This window comes from Vibrio sp. Isolate22, from assembly GCF_022398115.1.
In the GTDB taxonomy this organism is placed as follows: Bacteria; Pseudomonadota; Gammaproteobacteria; order Enterobacterales; family Vibrionaceae; genus Vibrio.
Genome location: NZ_JAKEUW010000078.1, coordinates 1 through 17,994, shown reverse-complemented (window position 1 = coordinate 17,994; position 17,994 = coordinate 1). Strand labels below are relative to the sequence as shown.

The 17,994-nt window shown below is 46.1% G+C and carries 20 protein-coding genes and 1 rRNA gene; 10 read left to right on the top strand and 11 right to left on the bottom strand.

What is annotated here, in order from left to right; genetic code table 11:
* A 16S ribosomal RNA gene (locus L1D55_RS24855) occupies window positions 1-186 on the bottom strand; the annotation flags it as partial.
* 512 nt (window positions 187-698) lie between these two features.
* Between L1D55_RS24855 and L1D55_RS24850 the strand changes: the two genes are divergently transcribed.
* Window positions 699-1,244 carry a gamma carbonic anhydrase family protein gene (locus L1D55_RS24850; protein ID WP_239919244.1) on the top strand — a complete coding sequence of 182 codons (546 nt, stop codon included), beginning with the start codon at window positions 699-701 and terminating at the stop codon, window positions 1,242-1,244.
* On the opposite strand, the gene L1D55_RS24845 is transcribed toward L1D55_RS24850, so the two are convergent.
* The 4 genes from L1D55_RS24845 to L1D55_RS24830 all read right to left on the bottom strand — a co-directional run bounded on the left by L1D55_RS24845 (window position 1,241) and on the right by L1D55_RS24830 (window position 3,930).
* Entirely contained in the window at window positions 1,241-1,510 is a 270-nt protein-coding gene (locus L1D55_RS24845; protein WP_239919243.1) for a DUF1488 domain-containing protein, read from the bottom strand. The genes L1D55_RS24850 and L1D55_RS24845 overlap by 4 nt on opposite strands.
* A gap of 16 nt (window positions 1,511-1,526) precedes the next feature.
* Entirely contained in the window at window positions 1,527-2,357 is an 831-nt protein-coding gene (gene aroE, locus L1D55_RS24840) for a shikimate dehydrogenase (protein WP_239919242.1), read from the bottom strand.
* Window positions 2,358-2,434: 77 nt separating this feature from the next.
* The gene (gene hemF, locus L1D55_RS24835; RefSeq protein WP_239919241.1) at window positions 2,435-3,352 is read right to left on the bottom strand and encodes an oxygen-dependent coproporphyrinogen oxidase; all 918 of its coding nucleotides are present in this window, start codon (window positions 3,350-3,352) and stop codon (window positions 2,435-2,437) included.
* 20 nt (window positions 3,353-3,372) lie between these two features.
* Window positions 3,373-3,930 carry an L-threonylcarbamoyladenylate synthase gene (locus L1D55_RS24830; RefSeq protein ID WP_239919240.1) on the bottom strand — a complete coding sequence of 186 codons (558 nt, stop codon included), beginning with the start codon at window positions 3,928-3,930 and terminating at the stop codon, window positions 3,373-3,375.
* A 195-nt stretch (window positions 3,931-4,125) separates the two neighbouring features.
* Between L1D55_RS24830 and purE the strand changes: the two genes are divergently transcribed.
* Window positions 4,126-4,611, top strand: coding sequence for a 5-(carboxyamino)imidazole ribonucleotide mutase (gene purE, locus L1D55_RS24825; protein ID WP_004739348.1), 486 nt, complete (start codon window positions 4,126-4,128; stop codon window positions 4,609-4,611).
* A gap of 5 nt (window positions 4,612-4,616) precedes the next feature.
* Window positions 4,617-5,747, top strand: coding sequence for a 5-(carboxyamino)imidazole ribonucleotide synthase (locus L1D55_RS24820; protein WP_239919239.1), 1,131 nt, complete (start codon window positions 4,617-4,619; stop codon window positions 5,745-5,747).
* Between the two features lie 75 nt (window positions 5,748-5,822).
* On the opposite strand, the gene L1D55_RS24815 is transcribed toward L1D55_RS24820, so the two are convergent.
* Genes L1D55_RS24815 through L1D55_RS24800 form a run of 4 tightly spaced genes read right to left on the bottom strand, consistent with a single transcriptional unit; the run spans window position 5,823 to window position 9,084 of the window.
* Window positions 5,823-6,392, bottom strand: a complete 570-nt coding sequence (locus L1D55_RS24815) for a topoisomerase DNA-binding C4 zinc finger domain-containing protein (protein ID WP_239919238.1) — start codon at window positions 6,390-6,392, stop codon at window positions 5,823-5,825.
* A 12-nt stretch (window positions 6,393-6,404) separates the two neighbouring features.
* On the bottom strand, window positions 6,405-6,881 hold the full coding sequence (locus L1D55_RS24810; protein WP_029235095.1) for a DUF494 family protein: 477 nt from the start codon (window positions 6,879-6,881) through the stop codon (window positions 6,405-6,407).
* A 2-nt stretch (window positions 6,882-6,883) separates the two neighbouring features.
* Window positions 6,884-7,996, bottom strand: a complete 1,113-nt coding sequence (gene dprA / locus L1D55_RS24805) for a DNA-processing protein DprA (RefSeq protein ID WP_239919237.1) — start codon at window positions 7,994-7,996, stop codon at window positions 6,884-6,886.
* Window positions 7,993-9,084, bottom strand: coding sequence for a LysM peptidoglycan-binding domain-containing protein (locus tag L1D55_RS24800; RefSeq protein WP_239919236.1), 1,092 nt, complete (start codon window positions 9,082-9,084; stop codon window positions 7,993-7,995). Before L1D55_RS24800 ends, dprA begins: the two co-directional genes overlap by 4 nt.
* A gap of 129 nt (window positions 9,085-9,213) precedes the next feature.
* Between L1D55_RS24800 and def the strand changes: the two genes are divergently transcribed.
* The 6 genes from def to L1D55_RS24770 all read left to right on the top strand — a co-directional run bounded on the left by def (window position 9,214) and on the right by L1D55_RS24770 (window position 15,680).
* Window positions 9,214-9,729, top strand: coding sequence for a peptide deformylase (gene def, locus L1D55_RS24795; RefSeq protein ID WP_239919235.1), 516 nt, complete (start codon window positions 9,214-9,216; stop codon window positions 9,727-9,729).
* Window positions 9,730-9,764: 35 nt separating this feature from the next.
* The gene (gene fmt, locus L1D55_RS24790) at window positions 9,765-10,712 is read left to right on the top strand and encodes a methionyl-tRNA formyltransferase (protein WP_060983484.1); all 948 of its coding nucleotides are present in this window, start codon (window positions 9,765-9,767) and stop codon (window positions 10,710-10,712) included.
* Window positions 10,713-10,801: 89 nt separating this feature from the next.
* A complete protein-coding gene (gene rsmB / locus L1D55_RS24785; RefSeq protein ID WP_004739334.1) occupies window positions 10,802-12,082 on the top strand; it encodes a 16S rRNA (cytosine(967)-C(5))-methyltransferase RsmB in 1,281 nt (426 codons plus the stop codon).
* Window positions 12,083-12,192: 110 nt separating this feature from the next.
* A complete protein-coding gene (gene trkA, locus L1D55_RS24780) occupies window positions 12,193-13,569 on the top strand; it encodes a Trk system potassium transporter TrkA (protein ID WP_004739332.1) in 1,377 nt (458 codons plus the stop codon).
* Window positions 13,570-13,617: 48 nt separating this feature from the next.
* Window positions 13,618-15,063: a TrkH family potassium uptake protein gene (locus L1D55_RS24775; protein ID WP_239919234.1), complete on the top strand. Its 1,446-nt coding sequence runs from the start codon at window positions 13,618-13,620 to the stop codon at window positions 15,061-15,063.
* 26 nt (window positions 15,064-15,089) lie between these two features.
* Window positions 15,090-15,680, top strand: coding sequence for a DUF3157 family protein (locus tag L1D55_RS24770; RefSeq protein ID WP_239919233.1), 591 nt, complete (start codon window positions 15,090-15,092; stop codon window positions 15,678-15,680).
* Here the strand turns inward: L1D55_RS24770 and L1D55_RS24765 are convergent.
* Both L1D55_RS24765 and L1D55_RS24760 read right to left on the bottom strand, forming a co-directional pair.
* On the bottom strand, window positions 15,677-16,330 hold the full coding sequence (locus tag L1D55_RS24765) for a hemolysin III family protein (RefSeq protein WP_004739327.1): 654 nt from the start codon (window positions 16,328-16,330) through the stop codon (window positions 15,677-15,679). The genes L1D55_RS24770 and L1D55_RS24765 overlap by 4 nt on opposite strands.
* 141 nt (window positions 16,331-16,471) lie before the next feature.
* A complete protein-coding gene (locus tag L1D55_RS24760; RefSeq protein WP_239919232.1) occupies window positions 16,472-17,263 on the bottom strand; it encodes a sporulation protein in 792 nt (263 codons plus the stop codon).
* Between the two features lie 283 nt (window positions 17,264-17,546).
* On the opposite strand from L1D55_RS24760, the gene L1D55_RS24755 reads away from it, so the two are divergent.
* Window positions 17,547-17,714 (top strand): hypothetical protein, encoded by a 168-nt coding sequence (locus L1D55_RS24755; protein ID WP_170222445.1) that lies wholly within the window; start codon window positions 17,547-17,549, stop codon window positions 17,712-17,714.
* Window positions 17,715-17,994: the final 280 nt, after the last annotated feature.

The following is a 17,994-nucleotide window of genomic DNA, read 5'->3' as shown; positions in this document are numbered from 1 at the left end:
GGTATTAGCCATCGTTTCCAATGGTTATCCCCCACATCAAGGCAATTTCCTAGGCATTACTCACCCGTCCGCCGCTCGACGCCGTTATCGTTCCCCGAAGGTTCAGATAACTCGTTTCCGCTCGACTTGCATGTGTTAGGCCTGCCGCCAGCGTTCAATCTGAGCCATGATCAAACTCTTCAATTTAAGATTTTGTCGACTCAATGAATACTGATTACATTCTCTTCGCTTAATAAAAAGCTAAGTAATGTTGAATTGACTGTGCCGAATCTAACGATTCGAATTGGTCACTCAGTTCATTGAAATCAAGTTGAAACCGAAGTTTCATTTTTTGATATTCATCAACGAGTGCCCACACAGATTGATAGGTTTAAATTGTTAAAGAGCTTTTCCTTTTTGAGCTTCGCTCAAATCGGACGGCCATTTTAGCGATTTAAGTTTTAGTGTCAACCACTATTTTCAAAACTTTTTTCAAGCGCTTGGCTTGGCTAATTTGGCTTACTGATTCGTTTTGCTTTCCTAAGAAGCCATCCCGTGTCAGCGAGGTGGCATTATAGAGATCAGCGTCACGTTGGCAAGGCCTTTTTTAAGTTTTTCTTACTTTTTTGATTGTTCGAGCGTTTTTTGTTCAAAACACGCCGTTTTCACTAGTATTCTCCACAATTAAAGGCTTAAAGTGCCTATATAAAGGAGGATTTATGAGTTCAATACGTAGTTACAAAGGTATATCACCTCAGATCGGGCAAGGTGTCTATATAGATACAAGCTCAGTACTTGTTGGTGATATCAAAATCGGTGACGACTCTAGTGTATGGCCTTTAGTCGCAGCTCGAGGAGATGTGAACCATATCCATATTGGCGATAGAACCAATATCCAGGACGGCAGTGTTCTCCATGTTACCCATAAGAATGCAGAGAACCCTGAAGGTTACCCTCTATTAATAGGTAATGATGTCACCATCGGCCATAAAGTAATGCTGCATGGTTGTACAATTAAAGATCGTGTACTCGTGGGTATGGGCGCTATCGTATTAGATGGTGTGATCGTCGAACAAGACGTGATGATTGGTGCAGGAAGTTTGGTTCCACCTAATAAGGTGCTTGAAAGTGGTCATCTATATGTAGGGAGCCCAGTTAAACAAGCACGTCCACTGAATGATAAGGAACGTGCTTTCTTACAGATGTCAGCTGACAACTACGTTCAGAATAAAAACGACTACCTAGACTTTGTGCTTCCCGTTTAAAGCACTTTGATCTGAATTCTATTAGAGGAGTCATACTCCTCTTCTTCTATTAGATCTTCTGCTAACTCTTCAATATCAAAACGAAGCTCTGAAAAGGCAGCCAAAGCTTGCTCGCCACCTTCGATATCTTTGCCTGATAATCGTGACAACTCTTCAATCGACACTTCACACTCAATCAATGCGCCTGACTGCTGAGCAGGGAAGATTATAGATTGACTCTCTTCATCCCAATCTTGGATATCTGGAAATAGGATTGATTGGTTCATTTTTATAAATACCTTGTTATATCTCTAGGTTCTTACGTAATTCTCTTAAAATCTGTTTTGTTCCTGGGCGAAGACCACGCCACAACATAAAACTCTCAGCCGCTTGTCCTACTAGCATTCCCAAGCCGTCATAAGCAGCATGAACACCATTATCTAATGCCCATTGGTTGAATACCGTATTGCCTGAGCCATAAACCATGTCGTAGACGACACTATTACTATTGAAGATAGCTGGAGAAACTTCTGGTAGTTGACCACTTAGGCCTGATGATGTTGAGTTAATAATGACATCAAAGCCTTCGTTCACATCACTTAGCCCCATCCCTTTTATGTTTCCATGCGCAGCAAACATTTCAGCTAACAATTCAGCTTTTGAACTGGTGCGGTTAGCCACCACTAATTGCTGCGGCTTTTGATCGAGGAGAGGTTGAATCACTCCTCTTGCTGCACCACCAGCACCCAGTAAAAGAACTCGAGCTCCCTCTAATACCACTTGGTGTTGAAGTAAATCTTGAACAAGCCCCTCACCATCGGTGTTATCACCAATGATTTCTCCATCATCTAACTTCTTAAGGGTATTTACGGCACCAGCTAGTTCAGCTCTCTCAGTCAATCGATTAGCAAACTGATAAGCGTCTTCTTTAAATGGTGCTGTGACGTTACACCCTCTTCCACCTTCACTAAAAAAGGCTTTGGCCGAGGTAATGAACTGGCCATGTTCTGGCTGTAGTGCTGTATAGGTAAGTTGTTGGTTAGTTTGGCGAGCAAATAACGTATGGATGAATGGCGATTTGCTTTGCCCAATAGGGTTACCGAAAACGGCATAACGATCTACTTGCTGTGTCATATCCTTACCTAACAGAAATTATAAAAAGGGTCATCTATATAGATGACCCTATCACTATCCCTATAAGGAAGGAAGAACTACCAAGCTCGAGGTTTTAGGTAGTCGCTATAAAGCAACGCTTCTGGTGACCCTGCTTCTGGTTCGTAACGGTATTCCCAGCGAGCCAATGGCGGCATAGACATCAAGATAGATTCTGTGCGCCCGCCACTTTGTAGGCCAAACAAGGTGCCACGGTCATAGACTAGATTGAACTCAACGTAGCGACCACGACGGTAAAGCTGGAAGTCACGTTCACGTTCACCATAAGGTGTCTCTTTACGACGCTCAACAATAGGTAGGTACGCCGCAGCATAGCCTTCACCAACAGCCTGCATGTAAGCAAAGCTCTTTTCAAAGCCCCACTCATTTAAGTCATCAAAGAACAGACCACCAACACCACGTGTTTCATCGCGGTGAGGTAGATAGAAGTATTTATCGCACCACTCTTTGTGTTCTTGATACACGTTATCACCAAATGGCGCACACAGATCTTTAGCGGTTTGATGCCAAGACTGGCAATCTTCATCGAAAGGATAGAATGGCGTTAAATCGAACCCACCACCGAACCACCAGATAGGGTCTTCGCCTTCTTTTTCGGCAATAAAGAATCGAACGTTAGCATGAGAGGTTGGGATATAAGGGTTTTTAGGGTGGATAACTAACGATACTCCCATTGCCTCAAACTTACGTCCGGCTAATTCAGGGCGATGAGCCGTTGCTGAAGCTGGCATTGCCTTACCTGCAACGTGAGAAAAGTTTACACCACCTTGTTCAAAGACCGCACCGTCAGTCATAACACGAGTACGACCACCGCCACCAAGGCGATCGCCAGGTTCGCGTTCCCATGCATCTTCTTTAAATAGTGCGCTACCATCAGCTTGTTCAAGCTGTTGGCAAATCGAATCTTGTAGGTTCAGTAAAAACTGCTTTACTGCTTCTTTATCAATTGCTGACATTTTACTTTCCTTTGCAGGGTTTAACCCTGTCTTAATATTTTCGACGTTTTTGCATCTCTGATTTCGCTTGGCTTGTCACGACCACCCGTTTTCCCTTCAAGAATCGCAACCAAGTGTTGGCCAAGTTGCTGTTGTACTTCTTCAGTCGTCATACAAGGTGGTTCGCCCGTCAGGTTAGCACTGGTAGAGGTTAACGGCTTACCGAATTCATTACACATTCTTTGAACCAAAGGGTGATCCGTCACTCGCACAGCGATTGAATCAAACTGACCACTCACCCAATCAGTCACTTTAGCACTGGTTGGCATGATCCAAGTGACCGGCCCTGGCCATGTTGCTTTAACCGTCGCAAGTTGCTTATCGGTCAGTTGGGTTTCATCAATATAAGGAAGCAGCTGCTCGTAACTTGCAGCAATCAAGATCAAGCCCTTTTCAACTGGACGCTGTTTTAACTCGAGTAATTTCTTGATGGCATGTGGATTATCAGGATCACAACCAACCCCAAAAACGCCTTCGGTCGGGTAAGCAATGACTTCGCCCTGTTGTAATGCCTGCAATGTATGTTGAAAGTTATCCACGGGTTGCCTCATTAAGTCAGTTATCGAACTCGCTAAGTGTACAAATTATCACTCACTGTTACTAAAGCTATTTGTTTATAAAATGTATCAATTGGCAATTTAGACTGACGCAAACGTTTTCCTAGAGCAATTTTACCCGTATAATGCGCGCAAAATATCTAATCACTAATTAAATCGTACCTGAAGGAGTTTGAGATGACTGTCGGTATTATCATGGGTTCTAAATCTGATTGGCCAACAATGAAGCTAGCTGCGGACATGTTGGATCAGTTTGGCGTAGCGTACGAAACAAAAGTGGTTTCAGCTCACCGCACACCTCAGTTGCTTGCAGACTACGCAACCAGTGCGAAAGAGCGCGGTATTAAAGTCATTATTGCTGGTGCTGGCGGTGCCGCCCACCTACCAGGCATGGCAGCTGCTTTCACAAGCGTACCTGTACTTGGTGTTCCAGTTCAGTCTAAAGCGCTGAAAGGAATGGACTCTCTGCTTTCTATCGTGCAAATGCCAAAAGGTATTGCTGTAGGTACTCTAGCTATCGGTGAAGCGGGTGCAGCGAACGCTGGCATCCTAGCTGCTCAAATCATTGGTACACACAATGAAGAAGTAATGGCAAAAGTAGAAGCATTCCGCTCTGAGCAAACAGAAACGGTACTTGCTAATCCAAACCCTGCAGAGGACTAATTCCCATGCATGTTCTTGTGTTAGGCGCGGGCCAACTTGCTCGCATGATGTCCCTAGCTGGGGCACCGCTGAATATTGAAATTTCTGCTTTTGATGTTGGCAGCAAAAATATTGTTCATCCATTAACGCAAGCGATTCTAGGCAACGGCTTAGAAAATGCGATTGAGCGCGCGGACGTGATTACTGCTGAATTCGAACACATCCCCCATGATGTGCTTGAAGTATGTGAGCGCAGCGGTAAGTTCTTACCGACCACAGAAGCAATCAAAGCTGGCGGTGACCGTCGCCTCGAAAAAGCGCTATTAGACGAAGCGAACGTGAAGAACGCTAAGTACTATGTGATTAACTCTCGCGAAGACTTTGACGCTGCAATTGCTCATGTTGGCCTACCGATGGTGTTGAAGAGCACACTTGGCGGCTACGATGGCAAAGGCCAGTGGCGTTTAAAAACATTAGACAGCGTTGAAGCAACTTGGACAGAAATGGCCGAGTGCATTGCTGCAACCGACAATCAAGCAATTGTGGCAGAAGAGTTTGTTCCGTTCGACCGTGAGGTATCACTAGTTGGTGCTCGTGGAACTAATGGAGAGGTTCAAGTTTACCCATTGACAGAAAACGTTCACACCAATGGCGTATTAAGCCTATCGACCGCAATTGATGATATTGAGCTGCAAGAACAAGCGAAAGCCATGTTTACCGCGGTTGCTGAACGCTTAGATTATGTTGGCGTGCTAGCACTTGAGTTCTTTGACGTTCAAGGTTCACTGTTGGTTAACGAGATTGCACCACGAGTTCATAACTCAGGTCACTGGACACAACAAGGTGCTGAGACTTGTCAGTTTGAGAATCACCTTCGTGCGGTCTGTGGAATGCCACTAGGTAGCACCAAGCTGATTCGTCCAACCGCAATGATCAACATCCTTGGTGAAGATACTCTACCTGACGCTATTTTGGCTCAAGGCGGTTGTCATGTTCATTGGTATGGTAAAGAGAAACGAGCAGGCCGTAAGATGGGCCACATTAACGTGAGCGCAGACTACAACGCCGAACTGCAAAGAACATTATGTTCTCTGGCTGATATCCTCGACAAAAAAGCTTATCCAGCTATTCATGAATTTGCTGAACAGATGAAATAAGCCAGCATGGCTTTGTTAGTTTAGATACAAAAAATGGCGCTCAGTGAGCGCCATTTTTATTTCTATAACCTGAGGCTATTCAGATTGAATGTGATGACACTTGCGGTCAGCACATTGCTTTTTCATCCCGTGAGCTGTTTTCTTCTCGAGTAACAGCGGGAACTGACACACTTCACAACGACCGATAATAGGCGGCTGGTTTACTGCAAACTTACACTTAGGGTAGTTATCACACGCGTAGAAGGTTTTGCCGTAGCGAGATTTACGCTCGACCAAATGACCTTTGCCACATTCAGGGCAGCCAACCAACGGCTGCTCTTCAGGTTGTTCTTTGGGCTGGTCTAAAGATTCGATGTGATTACACGCAGGGTAGCTGCTACAACCAATAAACATGCCATAGCGACCTTGCCTCAATACCAGCTCGTTTTGGCATTTAGGGCACGGTACACCCAACTCTTTGACTACATGGCCATCGTTTTGGTGCAAAGGCTTGATGTAATCGCAATTCGGATATTGCTTACAGCCTAAAAACGGACCGTGCTTACCATGGCGAAGCTGAAGCTCTCCGCCACACTGTGGACACGGTTCATGTTCTAGTGCATGTTCATGTGCTGAAAAAAGCTGATTATCAATCTTACTACTCATGATAAGCCTGTATTAATGCAAGATACCTTGCTCTTTGGTGTACAACAGCTCTTCCATTTGCGTGTAAGCACTTTCATTACCCGGTACGTTAAACAGCACCATTAGGATAATCCACTTCAGATCATCCAACTCAAATTCATTGGTCTCTAACCCCATCACACGATCAATCACCATTTCACGGATCTCTGTCGTGAGGACGTTGATCTGCTCAAGGAACAACAAGAAACCGCGACACTCCATATTAATACGTGATATCTCTTTACTTGTATAAACACGCATCGAGGTATTGGAGCACATAGTAATCGCCGCTTGGTTATCGGTGTCTTGCAGTGCAGCAAGATCTTCTAACCAATGGAGAGCCTTATAAATATCATCTTGGTGAAACCCTGCTCGAAGAAGTTCATCTTCAAGTTCGTCTTGATCCACCTGCAATTCAGAATCGCTATGGATGTAGGTTTCAAACAAGTACATCAGTATGTCCATCATCATAGCTAGCCTCTCCCCTTTCGAATATAGCCACCGGAAACTGCAACAACATGCCCTGAGAGCTCAAGCTCTAAAAGCTGCATCATGACTTCATGCACAGGTATATGGGTTCTCTGTGCCAAAATATCAACGGGTGTCGCCTCTAATCCTACGTTAGCTAACAGATGTGGAAATGGCAATTGTTCATTTTCTTCCAAGCTTGGCGCAGGTTCGAATAAATTAGGCTGTTGATCTATAGACCAGTCTAACAGACTCTTTATTTCAACCAAGACATCTTGAGCACTTTGAACCAAGCAAGCACCGGCTTTGATTAAGCTATTACCTCCACGACTCGTTGGGCTATGGATAGAGCCTGGAAGCGCAAACACTTCACGTCCTTGCTCCAAAGCGTAGCGAGCAGTAATTAATGAACCACTCTTCTCTGCAGCCTCGATCACCAAGGTTCCTAACGATAAGCCACTAATAATACGATTGCGACGCGGGAAATGTTCAGGTCGCGGTTTAGCACTTGGACGAAACTCTGAAATTAGAGCCCCACTTTCACATATCCGAGACGCGAGGTTTCTGTGACACGCAGGATAAATAGAATCCAAGCCAGACCCCAGCACAGCAAAGGTTTCGCCTCCTTTTTGTAACGCACCATCATGAGCATAGCCATCGATACCTAAGGCTAAACCACTGGTGACAATCAAGCCATTTTGTACAAACTCTTTAGCAAATGATTTCGCAGTCTGTAAGCCTTCGATGCTGGCATTACGGCTGCCGACCATGGCGATTTGAGGCTCTATCAGTTTTTCAACGTTGCCCTTAACGAAAAGAGCTGTGGGTGCTGAAGCTATCTCACTCAGCAATTTAGGATAATGTGGGCAACTCGGAGTCAGGATGTGATGATTAGGTTGTTTAGCCTGCCAAGCGAGGCAGGCCTCTACCTCTCTTGGGGCTTGCGCTCGTAGATAGGAGATTTGGTTGGTTGATAAACCTAGTGCTTGTAGCTGTTGCCCTGAGTAACCAACAATGTTTAAAGGAGAATCAACACTCAGTAGGCGGGCAAGACGCTTTCCACCCAGTTGCGGAATAAAGCTTAACGTTAACCAAGCGATCAGTTGTTGCTCATTCACTCGTTGCCCTTAGCCTCTTCCATAGCAGCTAGATCCAAAGGAGATACCGCCAGAATGTCATTGCTCACTGGCTTTGAACTTTGAGTGATCAAGGCAAGGCTGAAATATTCATAAGGACGAATAACCATCAAGCCACCGAGCGAGGTACTTGGTAGCTGCACTTTATTGCTCGCTGCAGACTCTTTGTAGCTGTATTCACCTTGTTTGCCGAACACAACCGCACCACTTTCACTGAGAGTAAACATAGAGCCTTGGCGAAGATTGTCATGCGAGCCCTTGTTGATCACCACCACCTGATTTTTCGCACTGTATTGATTACCCTCGAGAGAACCTAAAATATTGGCGAACTGGCCCGCAGCACTGGGAGTTGGATAGAAGGTGGTAGAAAGATTCACTTGGTCGACGCCCAGCTCGGGAAGTACTAGGTCGTTAAGTAGAACTTCTTGCAGCTGAGTGTCTATCTGTAGGCTGCTGAACTCATCATCGACTTCTTTTAAGCGCGCAATGGCAACCAAGCGCAAAGAAGTGATACTCGCTTGAGGATGCTGCCTTTGATAAGTTTCAACGGCGCGGTAAATACCCCACTTAGGGTGCTGCTGGTTTCCAGATATGAATAATCGGTCTTCCCCAGACAAAAAGCGTTTTCCATCGCTTGTTCCCAACACTCGTTGCGCTGATTCTAGATCTTGCTGCTCAACCAAGCGATCAGACTGCAAATAAGGCAAAACCAACCCCTCATTAACAGTAGGTACTGCTTTCTTCTCCGAGACACGAATCTTAGGGCTGAGTTTTATAACAGGCTTGAGGCTCAACACAGGTTCACCATTAATCCAAACCAACGACAGTTTGTCTCCGGGATAAATAAGGTGAGGATTTTCTATCTCTGGATTCACCTGCCATAACCTTGGCCACAACCAAGGGCTATCGAGATACATTGCTGAGATGTCCCACAAGGTGTCGCCCTTAACCACCACATAAGCTTCAGGTGCACCTCGCTTAATGGTTAAAGGTTGCTCACTATTCTCTGCCGCTGCGACAAAAGAAATTGAGGAAAAAATAAGCGATAAAGCGGGGTAAATATGACGCATGACCTAGCTTCCTTGGTCTGTATATTTGGATAATTACCATCAGGATGCTGTCATTTGACCTCTAAAATGTCTAGAATTGAGCCAACAAGGTTAAAGCTGTTTCGGCACAGTTCAATATTTCGAGTGTATATGTCTGTATTACAAGTATTAACATTACCAGATGATCGTCTACGTACCGTGGCGAAACCGGTAAAAGAAGTTACCCCAGAGATTCAAAAGTTCGTTGATGACATGATTGAAACCATGTACGACGAAGAAGGTATCGGCCTTGCGGCAACGCAGGTAGATTTCCACCAGCGTATCGTAGTAATTGATATTTCAGAAACGCGTGATGAACCAATGGTTCTTATCAACCCTGAAATTATCGAGAAGCGCGGCGAAGATGGTATCGAAGAAGGTTGTCTATCTGTACCTGGCGCTCGAGCTCTAGTACCTCGCGCTGCAGAAGTAACGGTTAAAGCACTAGACCGTGACGGCAACGAATTCACCTTCGACGCTGATGACCTTCTGGCTATCTGTGTTCAGCACGAGCTTGACCACCTAGAAGGCAAGTTATTTGTTGATTACCTATCGCCACTTAAGCGTAAACGTATTCAAGAGAAGCTAGCGAAAATCAAACGCTTCAATGAGAAGCAAGGCAAATAATCGCAGCTATTACTAAATTAAGAAGGAAGCCTACCTTGAGTCAATCTTTAAGAATTGTCTTCGCAGGTACTCCGGATTTCGCCGCCCGTCACTTGGCGGCGTTGTTGTCTTCGGAGCATGAAGTTATTGCTGTTTACACACAGCCAGATCGTCCAGCAGGCCGCGGTAAGAAACTGACTGCGAGCCCAGTAAAAAACATCGCACTTGAAAATAACATTCCGGTTTACCAACCAGAAAACTTCAAGTCAGATGAAGCTAAGCAAGAATTAGCAGATTTGAATGCTGACATCATGGTAGTTGTTGCTTACGGCTTATTGCTTCCACAAGTGGTTTTAGATACGCCTCGCTTAGGTTGTATCAACGTGCATGGCTCTATTCTGCCGCGCTGGCGTGGTGCTGCTCCAATTCAACGCTCTATCTGGGCGGGTGATAAAGAGACTGGCGTTACGATCATGCAGATGGATATCGGCCTAGACACAGGTGACATGCTGAGTATCGCTACGTTACCAATCGAAGCAACAGATACTAGTGCATCGATGTACGAGAAGTTAGCGGGCCTTGGCCCTGACGCTCTAGTTGAGTGTTTAGCTGACATCGCTTCAGGCAAGGCAGTCGCTGAAAAGCAAGACGATGAGCTTGCGAACTACGCGAAGAAGCTAAGCAAAGAAGAAGCACGTATCAACTGGAGTGATGACGCGGCTCATATTGAGCGCTGCGTTCGCGCTTTTAACCCATGGCCAATGAGCCACTTTGAAGCTGCAGAAAACAGCATCAAGGTATGGCAAAGCCGTGTGGCAGAGCAAACCTCTGATAAGCCTGCAGGTACTATTCTGCAAGCCGATAAAACTGGTATCTATGTAGCAACAGGGCAAGGTGTACTTGTTCTTGAACAGCTACAAGTCCCAGGTAAGAAAGCCATGTCTGTTCAGGATATCTTGAACTCTCGTGCAAGCTGGTTTGAAGTTGGAACTCAACTTTCTTAACCGCTTTAAAGCTGCCATAACGCAGTTTAGAAAACCTTTACGAGGGCAGAGATGCCCTCATGTATTTAAATAAATATTCGGTACCCCTCATGAATGTTCGCGCTGCTGCTGCAAATGTCCTATTTCAAGTTGTCGATAAAGGCCACTCTCTTTCACACGCTCTCCCTGCGGCTCAAAAAACGATCCGCCCGCGAGACCACGCTCTACTGCAAGAGATTTGCTACGGCGCACTTCGTTACCTGCCTCGTCTAGAGTCAATCGCTAACGAACTGATGGAAAACCCGCTTAAAGGTAAAAAGCGTGTATTCCACCACCTGATTCTGGTAGGCATTTACCAACTGAGCTTCATGCGCATTCCTTCGCACGCAGCTGTTGCGGAAACGGTTGAGGGCACCAAAACACTGCGCGGTCCAAGCCTAAGTGGTTTGATCAACGCAGTATTACGTAGCTACCTACGTGACCAAGAAGAGCTGGATGAAAAAGCAGTAAGCCACAATGCGGGCAAATACGGCCACCCAAGCTGGATTCTAAAAATGCTTCAAGAAAGCTACCCAGATCAATGGGAGCAATTGATTGAAGCCAACAACAGCAAGGCACCAATGTGGCTGCGCGTAAACCGCCAACACCACACTCGTGACGAGTATGTTGAACTGCTTAAAAACGAAAACATTGAATACACCCTGCACTCAGAAGCAGCAGATGCAATAAAATTGGCTTCACCTTGTGATGTAACTTTATTGCCAGGCTTCGACAAAGGTTGGGTTTCAGTACAAGACGCCGCGGCTCAGCTTTCGGTTGATTACCTAACACCAAAAGACGGTGAGCTGATCCTAGACTGTTGTGCAGCACCAGGCGGCAAGACCGCACACATTCTTGAGCACACTAACGACACAGAAGTGGTTGCGATTGACTGTGATGTTAAACGCTTAGACCGCGTTTACGATAACCTTGAACGTCTACAACTGCGTGCCGACGTAATTTGTGGCGATGCTCGCTACCCTGAAGAGTGGTGGATGGGCGACAAATTTGACCGTATCCTGCTTGATGCACCTTGTTCTGCGACTGGCGTAATCCGTCGTCACCCAGACATCAAATGGCTACGTCGTGCATCGGATATTGAAGCACTAGCGGAACTGCAAAGTGAGATCATGGACGCAATGTGGCGCCAGTTGAAAGAAGGCGGCACTATGGTTTACGCGACATGCTCTATCACACCGCAAGAAAACGTTCTGCAAGTGAAAGCATTCCTAGAGCGTACTGAGAACGCAACGCTAGTTGGGTCTGATATCGAAAATCCAGGTCGTCAAATACTGCCTGGTGAAGAAGATATGGATGGCTTCTACTACGCAGTTCTAGTAAAACAGGCATAACAATTAACAGCGGCTAAGAATTTTATTTCTTAGCCGCTGTTTCTTTCTAGTGCATTATCAAAGCAAAATGAGAACACTAGAATAACAACGGCAAAAATAAGAGAAAGGCTATGAAGATCATTATCCTAGGTGCTGGACAAGTAGGCGGTACCCTTGCTGAAAACCTAGTGGGTGAAAACAATGACATCACGATCGTCGACCGTAATGCCGACCGACTGCGTGAACTTCAAGATAAATATGACCTTAGGGTTGTAAACGGCTATGCCAGCCACCCAAACACACTACGTGAAGCGGGTGCACAAGATGCCGACATGCTGGTTGCAGTAACCAACATGGATGAAACCAACATGGCCGCGTGTCAGGTTGCCTTCTCTCTTTTTAATACGCCAAACCGAATTGCACGTATTCGTTCTCCAGAATATCTAGAAGAGAAAGAAGCGCTGTTCAAATCAGGTGCAATCCCTGTCGATCACCTGATCGCACCAGAAGAACTGGTGACCAGCTACATTGAGCGTTTGATTCAATACCCAGGCGCACTACAAGTGGTGAGCTTCGCAGAACAGAAAGTCAGCCTAGTGGCAGTAAAAGCCTACTACGGTGGTCCACTGGTTGGTAATGCCCTATCTGCTTTACGTGAGCACATGCCACACATCGATACACGTGTGGCGGCTATCTTCCGTCAAGGTCGCCCTATTCGCCCACAAGGCACCACCATCATTGAAGCCGATGATGAAGTGTTTTTTGTAGCGGCAAGTAACCATATCCGCTCAGTAATGAGTGAGCTACAGCGCCTAGAAAAACCTTACCGCCGTATCATGATTGTTGGTGGTGGTAATATCGGTGCAAGCCTAGCGAAACGCCTTGAGCAGAGCTACAGCATCAAGCTTATCGAGCGTAGCTACACACGTGCAGAGAAGCTATCTGAAGAATTAGAAAACACCATCGTATTCTGTGGTGATGCAGCAGACCAAGAGCTACTCACCGAAGAGAACATCGATCAGGTTGATGTATTCATTGCCCTAACCAATGAAGATGAAACCAACATCATGTCGGCAATGCTGGCTAAGCGTATGGGTGCCAAAAAAGTAATGGTACTGATTCAGCGCGGTGCCTATGTAGACCTTGTGCAAGGCGGTGTGATTGACATTGCAATCTCCCCACAACAAGCGACCATTTCTGCGCTACTTACTCACGTTCGTCGTGCTGATATTGTTAACGTATCTTCTCTACGTCGCGGTGCTGCTGAGGCTATCGAAGCGATTGCCCACGGTGACGAAACCACATCTAAAGTCGTTGGCCGAGCGATTGGAGATATCAAACTACCACCGGGTACCACCATTGGTGCCATTGTTCGTGGAGAAGAGGTGCTTATCGCGCACGATAGAACCGTGATCGAACAAGATGACCACGTAGTAATGTTCCTAGTAGACAAGAAATACGTGCCTGATGTTGAGTCTCTTTTCCAACCGAGTCCGTTCTTCTTGTAGCCTTGTTTTCATAAGTCTTCACGTAACAACGCGCTTAGGCATTAAGCTATGGTCAATTTTCGTCCTATATTATTAGTGATAGGGTTAGTGTTATCAAAACTGGCCCTTTTCATGTACATCCCAACACTAGTGGCCTTCTTTACTGGCACAGGTGGTTTTCTCGAATTCGGTCAATCAGTGGTGATCACGCACATCGTGGCGTTCATCTGCTTGAGTTTAGGCCGCTCTGCTAAGTTCAGACTTGGGGTGCGGGATATGTTCCTGATCACCTCTCTGGTATGGACAATAGCCAGTGCCTTCGCCGCGCTGCCGTTCGTATTCATCAACCACATCAGCTTTACTGACGCTTACTTTGAAACCATGTCGGGGATTACCACAACTGGTTCAACAGTACTGAGTGGCTTAGACAGCATGGCACCAAGTATTCTTCTGTGGCGCTCGATACTGCAATGGCTTGGTGGCATTGGTTTCATCGTAATGGCGGTGGCGGTACTGCCGATGCTTAACGTCGGTGGTATGCGCCTGTTCCAAACTGAATCTTCCGATTGGTCCGATAAAAGCAGCCCTCGAGCGAAAACTGTCGCCAAGAACATCGTTGCCGTTTATCTGGTATTAACGGGGTTATGCTTAGTGAGCTACCTGCTTGCCGGCATGAGCGTGTTTGATGCCATCAACCACTCGTTTACCACTCTATCAACGGGCGGTTACTCGACTTCAGATGGTTCGATGAACCACTTCTCGAACAGCGCTCACTGGGTGGGCACAGTGTTCATGTTCCTTGGTGGCTTACCATTCCTACTTTTTGTTAGCGCACTGCGCGGTAGAAAACTGTCTATCCTCTACAAAGATGCTCAGGTGAAAGGCTTCACCTACCTGTTTTTATTCACCAGTGCGGTCATTTCAGCATGGCTAGTGGTGAGAGATGGCTACACCGTTTTGGATGCACTGCGTGTCTCTATGTTCAACATCGTATCCGTGGTCACTACAACCGGTTTTGGTTTGGAAGACTTCACAGCATGGGGCGCACTACCAACCACCTTGTTTGCCTTCTTGATGATGGCTGGCGCATGTTCAGGCTCAACCTCGGGTGGTATCAAGATATTCCGCTTCCAGATAGCGATGACGATGCTTCACAAGCAGATGATGAAGTTGATTCACCCATCAGGCGTATTTGTTCAACGCTACAATCAACGTCCTGTGAGCGACGATATCGTGCGCTCGTTGGTAGCATTTGGTTTGATGTTCTTTATTACGATTATCTTAATCGCTGGCGGTTTGAGTGCGATGGGATTGGACCCAATCACCAGTATCTCTGGTGCTGTGACTGCAGTTGCTAACGTGGGCCCAGGAATGGGTAGTGTTATTGGTCCGACAGGTAACTTTGCTCCACTGCCAGACGGTGCTAAATGGTTACTAAGCTTCGGCATGTTGATGGGAAGGCTCGAGATCCTGACACTTATCGTTCTATTCTTCCCAGCCTTCTGGCGACGCTAGTTACATAAATACTTAAGGATATAGAGATGAGATCATACCTACTTATCGCAAGCGCACTGCTGAGCAGTTCGGCATTGGCCGATCAGATGGTGACTCTACAAGATGGCAAACAGATATTGCTGAAAGATGATTTTACGTGGCAATACGTGGCACCACAGCAGAAAACGAAAGAAGCAGTAACATCAGAAAGTACGATACCTGTTGCTGCCGCACCTGTTGTCGCCGCACCTGTTGTCGCCGTTCCGGTTGCAACGAATGTGCAAGGTACGACGATTGTTGTTGATAGCAAGAAGCCAAGCCTGCAGCTGTCACAATCAGGGGTTGATGTGGTACTCGGCGCTAGCCACTATGAAGATGGTGAGCTGATTATCCCAACGGCGATTACCAACCAAAGCACACAAGCTGTGATCTTGGTGTCGGTAAAGCTCGACCTTTATTCTGCCAGCGGTGAGCTTTTAGAAGAGAAAACGGTCGCCGTTTGGAAATCAATCAAACGTATGGCAGATACCTACCTTCGCCCAAAAACGGATGCTGAAGGCACCTCGATCAAGCTAGAGGTTGAGCAGCACCCTGAATACCAAATTAAAGCAGAAATCGTTGAAGTACTGACTCGCTAAACCGGAGTCACGTACAGATAGATCGCGAAGAAGTGGCAAGCGCAGCCCGCCAACACAAACAAGTGCCAGATGGCATGATTGTATGGGATGCGTTTTGCTACGTAGAAAATCACACCTAACGAGTAAATCACGCCACCGAGTGCTAACAGCACCAAGCCGCCCATTTCAATATTCATCGCCAGTTGATACACCACGATCAGTGACAACCAGCCCATTGCTAGGTAAGTCACCAATGACAATCGCTTAAATCGGTAGACGAAGGCTATCTTCATTATGATGCCGACCAGTGCAATTCCCCAAATCACCGCCATCAAACCCATTGCTAATGGAGTTCTTAGGCTAACCAATAAGAATGGTGTGTAGCTGCCCGCAATCAGTAGGTAAATCGCGCAGTGATCGAGAGTTTTCAGCAGACGTTTGGTTTTTTCTGTGGTGATAGAGTGGTAAAGCGTAGAAGCAAGAAACAGCAGAATGATACTGCTGCCATACACCGCCATACTGGCAATCGTCAGTGTGTCCGCTTGATGGTCAAACGCACGGATCAGTAGCAGGATTAGACCAACCACGCCAAGTACAACGCCCAAGCCATGGGTTATCGCATTGGCGCGTTCTTCGATGTCACTGTATTCGCTCGCCGATGATGCAGACATGATTATCCTACTAGAGTAAATGTTCGATAACGCTAGTATTACACATTAAGCGTACACGTGTAAGCTTAAATTTTTATGACATGCAGAATCTCTGGAGATCGGAGACAACCGATCCCTTAAACATCATTTATTTAGAAAACACTAAGACGCGTTTTCTAGGTACTCAATGACCATCTTACCCGCCTCTTCTGGGGAGGTATCGAGTGGTACGCTCAACTGTCGATGCAATTGGCCAATGCCTAGCAAGCTTGCCAACATACCTTTTGCACCATCGCGATTACGGTCTATTTCAAACCATAGCTTAAGTTCTTTCTCATCTCGACGAGCCACCACTTCCAGCTCGCGCCATCGGCCATGATAAGGCCCAGTAGTTGGAACAAACTCAAACTCTTGAACAAATGGTAGTTCAAAGCCATCAACCGCTTCACACTCAACCTGACGAATACGCAGCCCTTGAGCTTCCAGTTCGTTAAAAATACCATCAAGGAGTGCATCAGGGCGAACCGTTAGGATATCTTTATCCGAGGGGTCAATCGCCATCGCTATGTCTAACCCTGTTTCCAGCCACACCTTGGAATCGCCAATCGTCACCGGTGTGTTCAACGGAACATCAAACTCACACTCAAAGTCGCGAGTTTCACCCGGCTGAATTACAAACGCGTATGGCAGGCTCCATTTTGCTAGTGAGTATGTCTGCTGCATGCGGCGTGTTTGGCCGCCCTCTTGCCTTTGCGAGTTCATGGTGACTTCTTTGACGTAACGACAGCACAGATTAAGATCGATATTGTCGATCTCCTGCGGCTGGGCGCCACCATACACATGCACAATAATGCTCGCCTTCTGCCCTGGGAACAGCACTTCCTGTTGCAATACCGAATCGACCTTAGCCGACCCAATACCAAAACTTGCTAACGTTTTCTTTAAGAACGACATATGCACCTCCTTTAAAGCATCATCTTAAGCCTGAAAGAGGTTCAAACTCAAATATACTGCTCACACAATTTTAGCTCTAATATCGTCTATTTATCACTCAAGCGTCGATCGATAACTGAGATAGTGATAATCTAATACACGATATGCATGCATATCATTATCCTGATTTACTATTCGGATTGGCGGAAGCCAGACGAGTGACTCTTCAAGCAATTGAGGCGGATCTCATAGTGAATCAGGCCATTAGATTGGCAATGGATATGCCTGACCGTTAGGTAAATTAATGCGCCCAACAGCTGTCAGGTTCTCGCACACCAACCGTAGTGCGATGCGTCGTCGTAGTGGCTTTGTTGCTGCTCCAATGGCAAAGAAATTGGCTCCTACAATGACTTTAGTTGAGAAGACTGCTTTATTAGCACCGACTACAACAAAAGTAATTAAAGCCGCTTAACAAAAAGCGCAGTTTTTACTGCGCTTTTTTCTGGTTCATCGCGGATTAGCGGGAACTAAAAACAAAAACGGTAGTAAGTGATATGGTTTAGTCGCCAAACAAAAATCATACACAAACTACCGTTTTCATGCCGAATCATACTTTCCTATCTTCATTCTGGGAAGGCTTTAAAATAGTAAAGTCTCACCAGACAGCATCACTTATTACACTGACTCTTAAACCTAACTCTGAGGCTAAATGCCTTTGCGGTCTTGAAGCCGAGGCTATCCATGAGTATCAA

Excerpts from the sequence above, each read along its gene's own strand:
- L1D55_RS24800 (WP_239919236.1), bottom strand. The coding sequence starts at position 9,084 with ATGCGTCATATTTACCCCGCTTTATCGCTTATTTTTTCCTCAATTTCT.
- L1D55_RS24755 (WP_170222445.1), top strand. The coding sequence starts at position 17,547 with ATGCGCCCAACAGCTGTCAGGTTCTCGCACACCAACCGTAGTGCGATG.
- L1D55_RS24765 (WP_004739327.1), bottom strand. The coding sequence starts at position 16,330 with ATGTCTGCATCATCGGCGAGCGAATACAGTGACATCGAAGAACGCGCC.
- L1D55_RS24810 (WP_029235095.1), bottom strand. The coding sequence starts at position 6,881 with ATGATGATGGACATACTGATGTACTTGTTTGAAACCTACATCCATAGC.
- L1D55_RS24845 (WP_239919243.1), bottom strand. The coding sequence starts at position 1,510 with ATGAACCAATCAATCCTATTTCCAGATATCCAAGATTGGGATGAAGAG.
- purE (WP_004739348.1), top strand. The coding sequence starts at position 4,126 with ATGACTGTCGGTATTATCATGGGTTCTAAATCTGATTGGCCAACAATG.
- L1D55_RS24760 (WP_239919232.1), bottom strand. The coding sequence starts at position 17,263 with ATGTCGTTCTTAAAGAAAACGTTAGCAAGTTTTGGTATTGGGTCGGCT.
- L1D55_RS24820 (WP_239919239.1), top strand. The coding sequence starts at position 4,617 with ATGCATGTTCTTGTGTTAGGCGCGGGCCAACTTGCTCGCATGATGTCC.
- trkA (WP_004739332.1), top strand. The coding sequence starts at position 12,193 with ATGAAGATCATTATCCTAGGTGCTGGACAAGTAGGCGGTACCCTTGCT.
- L1D55_RS24850 (WP_239919244.1), top strand. The coding sequence starts at position 699 with ATGAGTTCAATACGTAGTTACAAAGGTATATCACCTCAGATCGGGCAA.
- def (WP_239919235.1), top strand. The coding sequence starts at position 9,214 with ATGTCTGTATTACAAGTATTAACATTACCAGATGATCGTCTACGTACC.
- L1D55_RS24815 (WP_239919238.1), bottom strand. The coding sequence starts at position 6,392 with ATGAGTAGTAAGATTGATAATCAGCTTTTTTCAGCACATGAACATGCA.
- L1D55_RS24770 (WP_239919233.1), top strand. The coding sequence starts at position 15,090 with ATGAGATCATACCTACTTATCGCAAGCGCACTGCTGAGCAGTTCGGCA.
- L1D55_RS24775 (WP_239919234.1), top strand. The coding sequence starts at position 13,618 with ATGGTCAATTTTCGTCCTATATTATTAGTGATAGGGTTAGTGTTATCA.
- rsmB (WP_004739334.1), top strand. The coding sequence starts at position 10,802 with ATGAATGTTCGCGCTGCTGCTGCAAATGTCCTATTTCAAGTTGTCGAT.
- hemF (WP_239919241.1), bottom strand. The coding sequence starts at position 3,352 with ATGTCAGCAATTGATAAAGAAGCAGTAAAGCAGTTTTTACTGAACCTA.
- aroE (WP_239919242.1), bottom strand. The coding sequence starts at position 2,357 with ATGACACAGCAAGTAGATCGTTATGCCGTTTTCGGTAACCCTATTGGG.